A 12,688-nucleotide genomic window follows, 5' to 3' on the forward strand; every position below is an offset into this window, starting at 1 on the left:
TCCCGCGTTCTCGTACCCCCCGTGCGCGTGGCACCGCTCGCTCTCGGCAGCGCGCGGTTACCCTCGAACCGATGTCCCTCCCGCCCGACGACCGCCAGCAGCCCGACAGCACCGACCGTGCCCGGGAGCCGCGCCATGCCGCCCCCGTGACCGCCGGTGTCAGCCCGGGCAGCACCTTCGCGCCGATCAGCCTCCGGCCCGCCGTCGACGCCGATGCCGTGCACCAGCGGCTGCGCGACCTCGGCCAGAGCCGCAGCACCGAGGCGCTCGCCGAACGTGCCGAGCTCCTCCGCCTGCTCGGACGGTTGGACGAGGCCCTCGTCGTCGCGGAGGAGGTCTTCCGCCTGACGATGTTCACCGGCGAGCGGTCCGACAAGGTCGCCGCCCGCATCCGCCGCGCGCACGTCCTGCACGACCTCGGCCGGTACGAGCGCGCCGCCACCGAGTCCGCGATGGCCCGGGACACCGCCCGCACCGAGGAGTGGCCGGAGCTCGAGGGCGCCGCCGCCGAGCTCGAGGGGTGGTCGCTGTTCGAGCTCTCGCGGTTCGACGAGGCCCGCTCCGCGCTGTCCCGCGCCTACCAGGCGTTCCGGCAGGCCGGCGCTCCGTCCGAGCGCACCGAGGCACTGCGCACCGCCGTCGAGGCCGCGCTCCGGGCCTCCGTCGCCGCCCAGCCCGCCGCCGCCGACGACAAGCCCCGCACCGCGCGCGAGATCGCCGCCCGCCGGGCTGAGGACGACGAGCCCGCTGTCCGCGTCGCCGAGCCGGTCAAGCAGGTCCCGCCGATCCGCCGCCGCGTGCTCGGGGCTCCCGACGCCGCGCGCACCGACGCCGACGACATCTGGGGCCGCATCGCCGCACGGGCGTCCCAGCAGGGCCAGGCCGGCCGTGACGAACCGGGGCGCGACGAGCGGTGACCACGCTCGAGGCGGTCCGGACGCGGGCCGAGCACCTCATGGCCGAGCACCTCGGCCGCGCGTGGTCCTTCGCGTTCGACCACGCCAAGACCCGCGCGGGCCAGTGCGACTTCAGCCGGAGGCGCATCACCGTGAGCCGACACCTCGCCGTGCGCTCCACCGACGCCGACGTCGACCAGGTGCTCCTGCACGAGATCGCCCACGCGCTCGCCGGACCCCGTGCCGGCCACGGTCCCGCCTGGCGCCGGACCGCCGCCGCCCTCGGGTACACCGGGTCGCGGCTGCACGACGGGCCGATCGCGAGCGACCTCGCACCGTGGATCGGCACGTGCCCGGCGGGCCACGAGCACCACCGCTACCGGACCCCCACCAGGCCCCTCGCCTGCGCCCGCTGCTCCCGGCGCTACGACAGCCGGAACGCGATCACCTGGGTCAGACGCTCCGACGCGGGCGGACGAGCTACCGCATGATCGGCGCCGTCGGTGGAGGCGCGCCGGTAACCGGTTAGCCTGGACGGATGCACACGGGGCAGCACATCCGCACGGACGCCGGTTCCACGTGGTTCTTCGACGCCGGACGGATCGCCCTCGACTTCGCACACACCGGCGGGTTCGCCGACGACCCGGACGGCCGACGCCCGCGCGGCCACCTCGGGGAGCTCCTCGCCACCCCCGCCGACCTCGACGAGTGGCTCGGCGACCACACCGAGCCGATCGACGTCGGCGCGACCGCCCGCGAGCTGCAGGACGCCCGCGCGCTCCGTGCCGCGATCGCCCGACTCGCCAGCGCGGCTGCTCCTGCCCCGCCGACGTCAGCGGCCGCTTCCGCCGCGGAGCGCACTGCGGTCGCCGCGGGGCTCCGCGCCGGGACCGGCCGGACACGGCCCGCACCCGACGACATCGACACCGTGAACCTGTTCGCCGCCCTGCCGGACGTGCCGCCGAGCCTCCCGGGCGGCCGGCGTCGGGCCGGGGCCAACCGGGTCCGCCTGGCGCAGGCGCTGTCCAGCGTCGCCCGTGACGCCGTGGCCCTGTTCACCGAGGTCGGGTTCGACGACGTCGCGGCCGACGGGCAGCCGACGCGGCTCAGCCGCTGTTCGGCCGAGGACTGCGGGCTCGTGTTCTACGACTCCTCGCGGGGTGGGACGCGGCGCTGGTGCTCGATGCAGCGCTGTGGGAACCGGGCGAAGGTGCGCGCACACCGGGCACGACGCGCGGCGGGCTGAGCAGGCGCGTAACCCTCCCGAATTCCTGGATTCGGTGCGCCGAATCCTCTGGCATGCTGGGCGCATGACCGAGACCGCGACCCCGCCCCGCGCCCCCGGCCGGACGCCACGGAAGCGGGCCGCCGGCCTGACGCTGCTCGGCCCGGCCTTCGTCGCGGCCATCGCCTACGTCGATCCCGGCAACGTCGCCGCGAACCTGACCGCAGGTGCGAAGTACGGCTACCTGCTGCTCTGGGTGCTCGTCGCGGCGAACGCCAGCGCCGTGGTCGTGCAGTACCTGTCCGCCAAGCTCGGCGTCGTGACGGGGCGGTCGCTGCCCGAGCACCTCGGGCTCCGGATGCGCCGTGCACCGCGGCTGCTCTTCTGGGCGCAGGCGGAGGTCGTGGCGGCGGCCACCGACGTCGCCGAGGTCATCGGTGGGGCGCTCGCGCTGCACCTGCTGTTCGGGCTGCCGCTGGTCGCGGGCGGAGCGATCACGGGTGTGGTGTCGATGCTGCTGCTCACGCTGCACAGCCGCCGCGGGACCCGGACCTTCGAGGCCGTGGTCACGACCATGCTGGCGGTCCTGACGGTCGGCTTCTGCGCGGGCCTGCTGTTCGCCCCGGTGGCCCCGGCGGAGCTGCTCGGCGGACTGGTCCCGCGGTTCGAGGGCTCCGAGTCGGTGATGCTCGCGGCCTCCATGCTCGGCGCGACGGTGATGCCGCACGCCGTGTACCTGCACTCGGCGCTCGCGCGCGACCGGCACGGCGACGTCCAGGCCGGCCCGGAGCGCCGCCGGGTGCTCGTCGCGACGCGGTGGGACGTGGCACTCGCGCTCGTCGTCGCCGGCGGCGTGAACGTCTGCATGCTCGTGCTCGCCGCGGCGACGCTGCCGGGCGCCGACGGCACCGACACGATCCCCGGGGCACAGCAGGCGATCGCCACGAACGTGGGCCCGGTCGTCGGGGTGCTCTTCGCCGTGGGGCTGCTCGCGTCCGGGCTGGCCTCGACCTCGGTGGGCTGCATGGCCGGCGCCGAGATCATGCACGGTCTGCTGCACGTGCGGGTGCCGCTCGTCGTCCGACGGCTCGTGACGCTGGTGCCGGCACTCGTGCTGCTGGCGGTCGGCGCCGACCCGACGATGCTGCTCGTGGTGAGCCAGGTGGTGCTGAGCTTCGGGATCGCCTTCGCGATCGTGCCGCTCGTGGTCTACACGTCGCGGCGGAGCGTGATGGGCACGGACGTCAACGCCGTGGCCACGCGCGTGGTGGCCGCGGTCATCGCACTCGTCATCGTGGCGCTCAACGTGACACTGGTCGCGCTCACCCTCGCGGGGTGAACGCGACCAGTGGGACACGTCCGCGCATCGAGCGCGCGGCGGCGACGGGCGTCAGTCGACGACCGTGACGTCCTTCCAGAACGCGACGTAGCCCGAGTAGTCCTTGCCGACGCGGTCGAACGACGAGGGGATCGGCGTCGGGTACGACCACGCGCGGTCCTGCAGCGCCTGCCCGTCCACGTTCACCGTGTAGTACTGCGTGTCGCCCTTCCACGGGCAGTGGTACGCCGTGGGGCTCTCCGTGAGGAGGTCGGTGTGCACGCTCGACGGCGGGAAGTACCAGTTGCCCTCGATCTGGATGAGGTCCTCCTGGGGGGCCTCGGCGATGACGGTGTCCCCGACGACTGCCTTCATGGTGCGCTCCTTCGCTCTGGGCCGGGACGGCGCCCGGCGGTGACCGGGCCCTCGCCCGGTACGGTCCCGAACGCTACGCGCGGACCCCGGATTCCCGCAGGACGACGAGCTCGTCCCCCGCGGCGAGCGCGTCGCGGACGGTGTCCGGTCGGAGGGCGCCGGCCGCCTCGGAGGCGCTGACGAGGTGCCGGACGGCCCGCCGCAGGCCGGTGTACGCGGCGCAGGCGGCCGCTGCCTCGGGCGAGGTGTGGTCGATGCCGACCTCGGTCAGCGCGTCGACGACCGCGCCGGCCGCGAGCAGGTCCTCGACCGCGAAGCCCGGTGCTTCCGGCACGTCGGTGGCCTCGCCCGCCGCCTCGGCCGCGTCCGCGGTGGGCGCGTGGTCGAGTCCGGCGGCCACGATCGCGACCACGCAGCGGTCACCACGCTCGGCCTGGAGGCGCGTCACCCGCCCGGCGACCGCCGCCGCGTTGCCGAGGTGGCCGAGCACGACCTCCGGCCCGGCCGGCAGCGACGCGGTCACCGCCCGCAGGGTACGTGCGCGAGCGCCAGCGTCCTGTGCCCCGACGGCGGGGAGGACGTCCACCCACACCACGAGGTGCGCGTCCTGCGCGATCCGCTGGGCACCGGCGCTCCCCCACCCGAAGCGGACCTGGTACTTCTCCTGCGCACGTGCTGCCACGCCCGACACGATAGCCGCCGACCACCGCGGCGATCTCCTCCACAGACGTCCGGCACCCGGCCGATCCGGAGGCCGGACGACCGTAGGATTCCTTCTCATGGAGATCGACCCCGTTCCCACCCTGACCGGCGACCGCGTCACGCTCGAACCCCTCGGCGCCGAGCACGCGGACGACCTGCGCACGGCGGTGACCGACGGGGACCTCTGGCGGACCTGGTACACCTCGGTGCCGTCCCCGGCGGGGGTCGAGGCCGAGATCGACCGACGCCTCGCCGAGCACGCAGCGGGCCGCATGGTGCCGTTCGCGGTGCGGGACCGCCCCACCGGCCGCGTGGTCGGGTCGACGACGTTCATGAACATCGACTCCGGCAACCGCCGCGTCGAGATCGGGCACACGTTCCTCGCCCGGTCGGCACAGCGCACGGGCATCAACACCGAGGCGAAGCTGCTGCTGCTCTCGCACGCGTTCGAGGTCTGGCAGTGCATCGCGGTCGAGTTCCGGACGCACTGGCACAACCTGCAGTCCCGCACGGCGATCGCGGCCCTCGGCGCGAAGCAGGACGGCGTGCTGCGGAACCACTCGATCGGGCGGGACGGCACCCTGCGCGACACGGTGGTCTTCTCGATCACCGCGTCGGAGTGGCCGACCGTCCGGCTCTCGCTGAGCGAGCGGCTCCGCCGCCACGACCGCGCCGAGGGCTCCCGCCGGCGCGCGGCCCGGCACGCCTGACCCGGGCACGCCCGACCCCGACCCCGGGCACGACGGCCGGCGCGGACCGCTGCTCGCAGCCTCCGCGAGTACGGTCCGGTCCATGCACGTGGGTCTCCGGATCGTCCTCGATGCGCCGGTCGACGCCGTGCGCGACGCCCTCCTCTCGCCGTCCGTGATGGTCGCCGTCACGAAGCCGTTCCTCGTCTACCGCTCCCGGGACCCGCAGGGGTTCCCGGACCGGTGGACGCCGGGGCAGCCGCACCCGATCACCGCGTCCGCCTTCGGCATCGTGCCGAGCGGCGACACGCACGTCGACATCGACCTCTACTCGGTGGAGGGCGTGCTCGTGCAGCGCGACAACGGCGGCGGCGTGACGGGCCTGTTCGCCCGGATGGACATGCGGCACCGGATGGCGGCGGAGGACCTCGGGGACGGGCGGACCCTGCTCGTCGACCGACTCACCTACCGGATGCGCCCGCGGGTGCTCGGTGCCCTGCTCTGGCCGGGGATGTGGGTGATCTGGCAGTGGCGGGCCGCACGGATGCGCGCACTGGCACCGGGCTGGGGAGCCGACCGCCCCTGACGGCGGGCCGACGAACCAGGGTGAGCCGTGCCTCCCGGCCGGTGCGCGACGGGCGTACGCTCGCACCGTGAGCCAGACCGAGGAGCCCGGGACCCAGGACCGCGTGCACAGCACGCTCGCGACGGTGGACTGGCGGCGCATGACGTTCGACCTGTACCGGCGGGTGCGAGCGACGAGCGACCCGGAGACCGCGCACGCGCTGTGGCGGGAGACACGGGACGCGATGTTCGGCGACCACCCGGCGAGCCCGCTCCTCGACGAGGACGCCCGCGACTTCGAGTCGCTCCCCGTCCCGGACTACGACCCGGCCTGGCGGTTCCACGCGACCGTCGAGGACGCGGACCCGCTCGCGATGGACGTCGAGACGGGCACCGACGGCGTCGTGCACTTCGACCGGCTCGGCGTGGTGGACCTGCCGGGCGTCGGGACGCTCGACGTGTGGTCGCACGGCGGCTACGCCGGCGGGGTGTTCATCCCCGTCAAGGACGCCAGCGCGGGGAAGGCCCGCGGGACGTACGGCGGCGGACGCTACCTGCTCGACACCATCAAGGGCGCCGACCTCGGCGGCGACGGCCGCGAGCTCGTGCTCGACCTCAACTTCGCGTACAACCCCTCGTGCGCGTACGACCCCGCGTGGGCGTGCCCGCTGGCCCCGCCCGGCAACACCGTCGCCGTGCCGATCCCGGTCGGCGAGCAGTACGACTTCTGACCGGACACCGCGCCACACGCCGGTGAGCGGTGCGCTCGGGCGCGACCCGTCCTAGGGTTGTCCCATGTCGTCGACGGGACTCGTGGCACTGGACGCCGGCGGGAGCGTGCCGCCGTACGAGCAGGTGCGGTCGCAGATCGCCGCGCAGATCACGGCGGGCTACCTGGTGGACGGGGAGCGGCTGCCGAGCGTGCGCGGGCTCGCGGACGAGCTGGGGCTCGCCGCCGGGACGGTCGCGAAGGCGTACCAGCTCCTCGAGGAGGCCGGGCTCGTGCACACCGCACGCGGCGCCGGGACCCGGGTGGTGCGTCCGGCCGAGGTGCCGAGCGCGGTGTCCGACGCGGCGCGTGCGCTCGCGGTGGCGGCCCGCGGGGCGGGGCTGTCGGCGGACCAGGCGGCGACGGCGTTGCGCGAGGCCTGGCCGGCCTGAGCCGCGGCACGCGGCTGCGCGGGGCGTTCGTCGCGCGCGGGTGCGCGGGGCGTTCGTCGCGCGCGCGGGTGCGCGGGGCGTTCGTCGCGCGCGCGGGTGCGCGGCGCGTTCGTCGCGGATCGTCGCGCCCTCGGGTGCAGCCCGTGCGGGCGCGTGGCGGCCCGCGCTCAGCAGTGCTCGAACACGTACGCGTCGTCGGTCGGCGGCACGAGGTCCCGGTCGCGCAGGATCGTCATCGCCGGTCGGTCGTCGTCCGCACACACCGCCGACCACCCGTCGCCGACCTGGTCCGAGTACTCGACGTCGATCACGGCGTCGCCGTAGGTCTCCGTGTACGCACCGCACTCCCGGTAGTGCACGCACTCCTCCGCCACCACGAAGTCGAACCCCGTCCGCTCGCGCCCCGCGGCCCCGAGCTGTGGGGTGTTCTTCTGCCCCACCGCGAGTCCGTGCTCGTGCCCGACCGCCACGAGGGTCCGGGCGAGCGCGAGGTTGCCCGCGCGGGTGAGCGCGCCGTGGGACCGCGTCCACGAGTCGAGGTTGTCGAACTCCACGGCGTCGAACCCACGGTCCGCGCACCGTGCGATGGAGCGCGTCAGCACGGCGACGATCTCGGTGCGCTTCGCGGCGGTCGTCGTGTCGAGGAGCATCTCGTCCGGCCAGCCGGGGTCGGACACCGGGTCGCCGTCGGCGTCGCGCAGGACGGCGTCGGGGTGGTCGTCGAGCCAGGCGTCGGCCTCCTCGGGCTGCGTCTGGAACCCGTTGACGTAGCAGATGCCGTACGTGCCCGCGGCGGGGTGCTCGGTGCTGTCCCGCTCGACGATGGTGACGCCGGCGGGCGGGGTGTACGCGCCGCCGAGCTGGTAGTCGGGCAGGCCGTCGGTCGGCAGCGGGCGGACGTGCACGGCGCGCGTGCCCACCGCCGTCGGCGGGGTCGCCCCCGTCGCCCCCGTCGCCCCCGTCGCCCCCGTCGCCTCCGTCGCCTCCGTCGCCTCCGTCGCCGACGGGGTGCCCGCACCGCCGGCGGCAGCACCGTCCGCCGCGGTGCAGCCGGCCGTCCCGAGGACCGCGACGGCGACGAGGACGACGGGCAGCAGGACGGGACGACGACGCACGAGCGGCATCCTCGCACGCGCACGGCGAACGGACACTCCCCCGGTCCGTGGGGTCGCACGCTATGCTGGAGGTACTCGAGGCGCCGATCGCCTCGTGCGTCGTACGGACGCCCCGAACTCCCGACCGTCATCCGGTCGATGATCGCGCACCTCCCGAAGGTGCCAGGCTCTCTGCTGCGGCGACCGCGTCAGCCTCCGCTGACGCGGGGTTCCCGCCCGCGCGCCACATGCCAGCGCGCCCACGGCCGGCCTCGCCGGCTCGAAAGGTCACCATGACCAACCAGGACATCCGTTTCTCCGACCTCGGCGTCCCCGCGCCGATGGCTCAGGTCCTCGCCCAGCAGGGCAAGGAGACCGCCTTCCCGATCCAGGCCGACACCCTGCCCGACTCGTTGCAGGGCAAGGACGTGCTCGGCCGTGGCCGCACCGGCTCCGGCAAGACCATCGCCTTCGCGATCCCGCTGGCCGCCCGTCTCGCCGCGAGCCGCCGTCCCCGTCGCGCCGGTCGCCCCCGCGCCCTCGTGCTCGCCCCGACCCGTGAGCTCGCGACGCAGATCGACGCGACCCTCGCGCCGCTCGCGAAGTCGATGGGCCTCAACACCACGACGATCTTCGGCGGCGTGGGCCAGGGCCGCCAGGTCGACGCGCTCCGCGGTGGCGTCGACGTCGTCGTCGCCTGCCCGGGTCGCCTCGCCGACCTCATGCAGCAGGGGCACGTCAGCCTCGGCGACATCGAGGTCACCGTCCTCGACGAGGCCGACCACATGGCCGACATGGGCTTCCTGCCCGGTGTGACGAAGATCATGCAGGCGACGCCGGAGAAGGGGCAGCGACTGCTGTTCTCCGCGACGCTCGACAACGGCGTGGACAAGCTCGTCAAGAAGTTCCTGCACGACCCGGTGATGCACTCCGTCGACGACGAGACCAGCCCGGTCGAGGCGATGACGCACCACCTGTTCGAGGCCGCCGACGCCGACGCCAAGAAGGACCTCGTCCGCGCGCTCGCCTCGGGCACCGGTCGCCGCATCCTCTTCATGCGGACGAAGCACCACGCCAAGCGCCTCGCGAAGCAGCTCAGCAGCCAGGGCATCCCGGCCGTCGACCTGCAGGGCAACCTGTCGCAGGGTGCCCGTGAGCGCAACCTCGCCAAGTTCTCCTCCGGCGAGGCCCTCGTGCTCGTCGCCACCGACGTCGCCGCCCGCGGTGTGCACGTCGACCACGTCGAGCTCGTCGTGCACGTCGACCCGCCGACCGAGCACAAGGCGTACCTGCACCGCTCGGGCCGCACCGCGCGTGCCGGTTCCTCCGGTGACGTCGTCACGATCACGCTGCCGGCCGAGCGCCGCGACGTCGCGCAGATGATGCGTGCCGCCGCGATCAAGGTCACGCCGCAGCAGGTCACCGCGACCTCCCCGGCCGTCACCGCGCTCGTCGGCGAGGTCGCTCCGATCCGTCACGTCGAGGAGGCCCCGGTCCAGCAGCAGCGCCAGCGCCAGCCGCGTGCGGCCGAGTCCGCCGGCGACGCAGCCGGACGTCGCCGTGGTCGCGGTGGCCGTTCGGGAGGCGCGGGGCAGTCCGCGCAGACCGCTCCCGCCGCCGGGTCCACCGGTGGGCGTCGCGGTGGTCGCGCCGAGCAGGCGGGTCGCGCCGAGCAGGCCGGCGGCGAGCAGCGCCGCGGGCAGGGCGCCGGTGGCGGTCAGCGTCGTGGCGGTCAGGGTGCCGGCGCCGGTGCGGGAGCCGCGACGGGTGGCCAGCGCCGCTCGGGTGGCAGCCGTCGGGCGTCGAGCGACGTCGTGCGCGGTGGGTCCGCTCCGGTGTGGTCCTCCGAGGGTGGCTACGCGGCCGGCCGCAGCGCTGCCGGTGAGTCGGGCGGCGCTCGTCGCCGTCAGGGCGGCTCGCGCCGTGTCTCCCGTCCGGCGGGCGCGGCCGACCGCCACTGACCTCTGCTCGTCACCGAGCAGTCCGCGGTCGTCCTCGACCGTTGCGCGAGAGCGACAGATCCCCGTCGGAGTCCGGCGGGGATCTGTCGTATCGGCGTCCCCGCCCGGAACCTGGACGCCGGGTGCGAGGCGGCAGGCCCCGGAGCGTAGGTTCTCCTTCACCGAAGGCCGCGCGAGTGGCCGACGGGGAATCGTCCGTCGTTGGAAGGAGACCGTATGGCTGGCAGCGAAGAGAACCACACCGGCGAGAAGCTCGGCGGGAAGCTCAAGGAGGGCGTCGGCAACCTCACCGGCAACGACAAGCTGAAGGCCGAGGGTCAGACCGACCAGGCCAAGGCGTCGGCCAAGCAGGGCGTCGACGACGTGAAGGACGCGGCGCACGGCGTCGCGGACAGCCTCCGCGACGAGAAGCACTGAAGCCCGGTCACCGACCGCGCTGCGAAGCCCCCGGATCCGATCGGATCCGGGGGCTTCGTCGTGTGCGGGAAGTCGTGTGCGGGGAGTCGTGTGCGGGGAGGAGCTCCGGGTCAGTGCAGGGCGCCGACGGACGCCAGGCCCGCGCGGAGCAGGGTGCCGCGACCGCCTTCCATCTCGTCGGCGACGGCGTCGGACGCGGCCTCGATCGGGCTCATCCACGTGAGCTCGAGGGCGTCCTGGCGCGGCTCGCACGTGCCCGTGACCGGCACGACGTACGCGAGGGAGATCGCATGCTGCCGCTCGTCGGTGAACACCGATGCGCCGGGCAGCGGGAAGTACTCGGCCACGGTGAAGGGCGTCGGGCTCGACGGGAGCTGCGGGAAGGCCATCGGCCCGAGGTCCTTCTCGAGGTGCCGGAAGAGCGCCGTGCGGATCGACTCGCCGAACATCACCCGCCCGGAGACGAGCGTGCGCGCGATGGACCCGCTCGGCGAGACGCGGAGCAGGACGCCGACCTCGGTCACGACGCCGAGGCCGTCGGTCCGGACGGGGATCGCCTCGACGTAGCAGATCGGCAGTCGACGACGGACGCTCGCGAGCTCCTCGTCGGACAGCCAGCCGGAGTCGGGGTCGGGGGTGCGCAGCGAGGCCATGCACCGTGTCTACCAGTCGCCGCGGCGAGTTCGGCGCACGGCGCGTCCGCTGTGGACGGCTACGGTCGTCCACATGATCGATGCGGACGTCGTGCAGTGGACCCGACCGGCGGAGGAACGGCGCGGCACCCCGCTGCTCGTCGCGATGCACGGGGTGGGGTCGCACGAGCGGGACCTGCTCGGCCTCGCACCCGCGCTGCCGTCGGCGTGGACGGTCGCGTCGCTGCGGGCGCCGCTGCCGTGGGGTCAGGGGTTCTCCTGGTACCCGCTCGGCACACCGGGGTCACCCGAGTCCGGACCCGTGGACGCCGCGGCGGAGGCCGTGCTCGCGTGGGTCGACGCCGTGGCGGCCGACCATCCGCGGATCGGGTTGCTCGGGTTCTCGCAGGGCGGGTCGATGGCGCTGCAGCTCCTGCGCGCCCGGCCGTCGGGCTTCGCGTTCGCCGTGTCCCTGTCCGGCTTCGTGGTGCCGGGCGTGCCGGACTCCCGCGACGAGGCGGTCGCGGCCGTGCGTCCCCGGGTGTTCCTCGGGCACGGGGACCTCGACCCGGTGATCCCGGCGGAGGCCACCGCGCGGACGCAGGCGTGGGCGGCGGCGCACACGGACGTGACGGACCGCACCTACGCGGGGCTGCCTCACGCGGTGTCGGCCGCGGAGCTGGCCGACGTGGCCGCGTTCATCGCGGCCGGGTGATCCGAGCCTCGCCCGGCGTGCGCCGAGACTCGCGCTGTGCGACCGGTCTCGCGATCGCCGACGCGTGATCCGTCGGTCAGTCCGAGTCTCGGGGTGGCGGTGACGGACAGACGGACGGGAGGCGCGGTGCCGGCCGGCACCGCGCCTCCCGTCCGATGGTGGGCACGTCGTGACCTGCGCCGCTAGTCGGCGAGGATCTGCAGCAGGTCCTTGCGGAGCTGGTCGACCTTCGCGGTCGCGGCCTGCGTCTGCTCGTCGGTCGCGCTCGTCCGGTACATGTGCAGGACGCCCATGGTCTTCCGGAGCGCCTCGACGAACGCGCGCTGCGTGTCCGGCATGCCGGGCGCCGCGAACGCCGCAGCGATCTCGTCCGCCTTCGTCTCGGCCTCGGCCCTGCCGGCGTCGGTGAGCTCGAAGAGGGTCTTGCGGCCGTCGCCCGTGGAGACGACGAGGTCCTCGTCCACGAGCTGCTGGAGCGTCGGGTAGACCGAGCCCGGGCTCGGCTTCCAGGCACCGCCGGTGCGTTCGGCGATGGTCTTGATGACCGCGTAGCCGTTCTGCGGGCCCTCGGCGAGGAGACCGAGGATCGCGAGGCGGACGTCGCCGCGCCGACGACGCTCGCGGCCGAAGCCCGGTCCGCCGAACCCCGGACCGAAGCCCGGGCCGCCGAAGCCGGGGCCACCGAAGCCGGGACCGAAGCCCCGTCCGCCGTGGTCGTGGTCGCCGCGGTCGCGACCGGGGAAGCCGGCGCCGTGGTGGTGCCGGGCGCCGCCGAAGCGCGGGCCCCGGCGGGAGGTGGTGCTGTTCGAGTCATCGTACATGGGGTGCATGACGATCTCCTTTCCTGTCGGTGAGAAGTGGACTCGCGATCCGTACGAGCCGTATCGCGATGTGTTAACGATAGATCGGTAACTATCGGCTTGTCAAGGGGTACGCGCG

The 12,688-nt window shown here is 74.4% G+C and carries 16 protein-coding genes; 11 read left to right on the plus strand and 5 right to left on the minus strand.

Features of this window, described 5'->3' with window-relative positions; genetic code table 11:
* The first annotated feature begins 71 nt into the window (after positions 1-71).
* The 4 genes from ACY3FI_RS15270 (at position 72) to ACY3FI_RS15285 (ending at position 3,460) form a co-directional block, all read left to right on the plus strand.
* Positions 72-917: a hypothetical protein gene (locus tag ACY3FI_RS15270; RefSeq protein ID WP_462548448.1), complete on the plus strand. Its 846-nt coding sequence runs from the start codon at positions 72-74 to the stop codon at positions 915-917.
* Complete coding sequence (locus ACY3FI_RS15275; RefSeq protein WP_462548449.1) at positions 914-1,387, plus strand: SprT-like domain-containing protein; 474 nt, start codon at positions 914-916, stop codon at positions 1,385-1,387. Before ACY3FI_RS15270 ends, ACY3FI_RS15275 begins: the two co-directional genes overlap by 4 nt.
* A 47-nt stretch (positions 1,388-1,434) precedes the next feature.
* On the plus strand, positions 1,435-2,142 hold the full coding sequence (locus ACY3FI_RS15280) for a CGNR zinc finger domain-containing protein (protein ID WP_462548450.1): 708 nt from the start codon (positions 1,435-1,437) through the stop codon (positions 2,140-2,142).
* A 64-nt stretch (positions 2,143-2,206) separates the two neighbouring features.
* Positions 2,207-3,460 (plus strand): Nramp family divalent metal transporter, encoded by a 1,254-nt coding sequence (locus tag ACY3FI_RS15285; protein WP_462548451.1) that lies wholly within the window; start codon positions 2,207-2,209, stop codon positions 3,458-3,460.
* Between the two features lie 51 nt (positions 3,461-3,511).
* Here the strand turns inward: ACY3FI_RS15285 and ACY3FI_RS15290 are convergent, their stop codons facing one another.
* A complete protein-coding gene (locus tag ACY3FI_RS15290; protein WP_462548452.1) occupies positions 3,512-3,814 on the minus strand; it encodes a DUF427 domain-containing protein in 303 nt (100 codons plus the stop codon).
* 73 nt (positions 3,815-3,887) lie between these two features.
* On the minus strand, positions 3,888-4,496 hold the full coding sequence (locus ACY3FI_RS15295; protein ID WP_462548453.1) for a 2-phosphosulfolactate phosphatase: 609 nt from the start codon (positions 4,494-4,496) through the stop codon (positions 3,888-3,890).
* 97 nt (positions 4,497-4,593) lie between these two features.
* Here ACY3FI_RS15295 and ACY3FI_RS15300 point away from each other — a divergent pair, with 97 nt between their 5' ends.
* The 4 genes from ACY3FI_RS15300 to ACY3FI_RS15315 all read left to right on the plus strand — a co-directional run bounded on the left by ACY3FI_RS15300 (position 4,594) and on the right by ACY3FI_RS15315 (position 6,930).
* The gene (locus tag ACY3FI_RS15300) at positions 4,594-5,226 is read left to right on the plus strand and encodes a GNAT family N-acetyltransferase (protein ID WP_462548454.1); all 633 of its coding nucleotides are present in this window, start codon (positions 4,594-4,596) and stop codon (positions 5,224-5,226) included.
* A gap of 82 nt (positions 5,227-5,308) precedes the next feature.
* Complete coding sequence (locus ACY3FI_RS15305) at positions 5,309-5,791, plus strand: hypothetical protein (RefSeq protein WP_462548455.1); 483 nt, start codon at positions 5,309-5,311, stop codon at positions 5,789-5,791.
* Positions 5,792-5,930: 139 nt separating this feature from the next.
* Complete coding sequence (locus tag ACY3FI_RS15310) at positions 5,931-6,500, plus strand: DUF1684 domain-containing protein (protein WP_462550374.1); 570 nt, start codon at positions 5,931-5,933, stop codon at positions 6,498-6,500.
* 64 nt (positions 6,501-6,564) lie between these two features.
* On the plus strand, positions 6,565-6,930 hold the full coding sequence (locus tag ACY3FI_RS15315; protein WP_462548457.1) for a GntR family transcriptional regulator: 366 nt from the start codon (positions 6,565-6,567) through the stop codon (positions 6,928-6,930).
* 167 nt (positions 6,931-7,097) lie between these two features.
* Here ACY3FI_RS15315 and ACY3FI_RS15320 read toward each other — a convergent pair whose 3' ends face one another.
* Positions 7,098-8,045: an endo alpha-1,4 polygalactosaminidase gene (locus ACY3FI_RS15320; RefSeq protein ID WP_462548458.1), complete on the minus strand. Its 948-nt coding sequence runs from the start codon at positions 8,043-8,045 to the stop codon at positions 7,098-7,100.
* A 272-nt stretch (positions 8,046-8,317) separates the two neighbouring features.
* On the opposite strand from ACY3FI_RS15320, the gene ACY3FI_RS15325 reads away from it, so the two are divergent.
* Both ACY3FI_RS15325 and ACY3FI_RS15330 read left to right on the plus strand, forming a co-directional pair.
* Positions 8,318-9,985, plus strand: a complete 1,668-nt coding sequence (locus tag ACY3FI_RS15325; RefSeq protein ID WP_462548459.1) for a DEAD/DEAH box helicase — start codon at positions 8,318-8,320, stop codon at positions 9,983-9,985.
* Positions 9,986-10,201: 216 nt separating this feature from the next.
* Positions 10,202-10,402, plus strand: a complete 201-nt coding sequence (locus tag ACY3FI_RS15330) for a CsbD family protein (RefSeq protein ID WP_289473467.1) — start codon at positions 10,202-10,204, stop codon at positions 10,400-10,402.
* 110 nt (positions 10,403-10,512) lie between these two features.
* Here ACY3FI_RS15330 and ACY3FI_RS15335 read toward each other — a convergent pair whose 3' ends face one another.
* The gene (locus ACY3FI_RS15335) at positions 10,513-11,055 is read right to left on the minus strand and encodes an NUDIX hydrolase family protein (protein ID WP_462548460.1); all 543 of its coding nucleotides are present in this window, start codon (positions 11,053-11,055) and stop codon (positions 10,513-10,515) included.
* A 73-nt stretch (positions 11,056-11,128) separates the two neighbouring features.
* On the opposite strand from ACY3FI_RS15335, the gene ACY3FI_RS15340 reads away from it, so the two are divergent.
* On the plus strand, positions 11,129-11,749 hold the full coding sequence (locus tag ACY3FI_RS15340) for an alpha/beta hydrolase (protein ID WP_462548461.1): 621 nt from the start codon (positions 11,129-11,131) through the stop codon (positions 11,747-11,749).
* A gap of 182 nt (positions 11,750-11,931) precedes the next feature.
* Here ACY3FI_RS15340 and ACY3FI_RS15345 read toward each other — a convergent pair whose 3' ends face one another.
* The gene (locus ACY3FI_RS15345) at positions 11,932-12,579 is read right to left on the minus strand and encodes a PadR family transcriptional regulator (RefSeq protein WP_462548463.1); all 648 of its coding nucleotides are present in this window, start codon (positions 12,577-12,579) and stop codon (positions 11,932-11,934) included.
* Positions 12,580-12,688 lie beyond the last annotated feature (109 nt).

This window comes from Curtobacterium sp. RM9 (assembly GCF_054956955.1).

Bases quoted from the DNA above. Each gene is read 5' to 3' on its own strand.
- ACY3FI_RS15270 (WP_462548448.1), top strand. From the start codon at position 72: ATGTCCCTCCCGCCCGACGACCGCCAGCAGCCCGACAGCACCGACCGT.
- ACY3FI_RS15280 (WP_462548450.1), top strand. From the start codon at position 1,435: ATGCACACGGGGCAGCACATCCGCACGGACGCCGGTTCCACGTGGTTC.
- ACY3FI_RS15285 (WP_462548451.1), top strand. From the start codon at position 2,207: ATGACCGAGACCGCGACCCCGCCCCGCGCCCCCGGCCGGACGCCACGG.
- ACY3FI_RS15290 (WP_462548452.1), bottom strand. From the start codon at position 3,814: ATGAAGGCAGTCGTCGGGGACACCGTCATCGCCGAGGCCCCCCAGGAG.
- ACY3FI_RS15300 (WP_462548454.1), top strand. From the start codon at position 4,594: ATGGAGATCGACCCCGTTCCCACCCTGACCGGCGACCGCGTCACGCTC.
- ACY3FI_RS15305 (WP_462548455.1), top strand. From the start codon at position 5,309: ATGCACGTGGGTCTCCGGATCGTCCTCGATGCGCCGGTCGACGCCGTG.
- ACY3FI_RS15310 (WP_462550374.1), top strand. From the start codon at position 5,931: ATGACGTTCGACCTGTACCGGCGGGTGCGAGCGACGAGCGACCCGGAG.
- ACY3FI_RS15315 (WP_462548457.1), top strand. From the start codon at position 6,565: ATGTCGTCGACGGGACTCGTGGCACTGGACGCCGGCGGGAGCGTGCCG.
- ACY3FI_RS15325 (WP_462548459.1), top strand. From the start codon at position 8,318: ATGACCAACCAGGACATCCGTTTCTCCGACCTCGGCGTCCCCGCGCCG.
- ACY3FI_RS15330 (WP_289473467.1), top strand. From the start codon at position 10,202: ATGGCTGGCAGCGAAGAGAACCACACCGGCGAGAAGCTCGGCGGGAAG.
- ACY3FI_RS15335 (WP_462548460.1), bottom strand. From the start codon at position 11,055: ATGGCCTCGCTGCGCACCCCCGACCCCGACTCCGGCTGGCTGTCCGAC.
- ACY3FI_RS15340 (WP_462548461.1), top strand. From the start codon at position 11,129: ATGATCGATGCGGACGTCGTGCAGTGGACCCGACCGGCGGAGGAACGG.
- ACY3FI_RS15345 (WP_462548463.1), bottom strand. From the start codon at position 12,579: ATGCACCCCATGTACGATGACTCGAACAGCACCACCTCCCGCCGGGGC.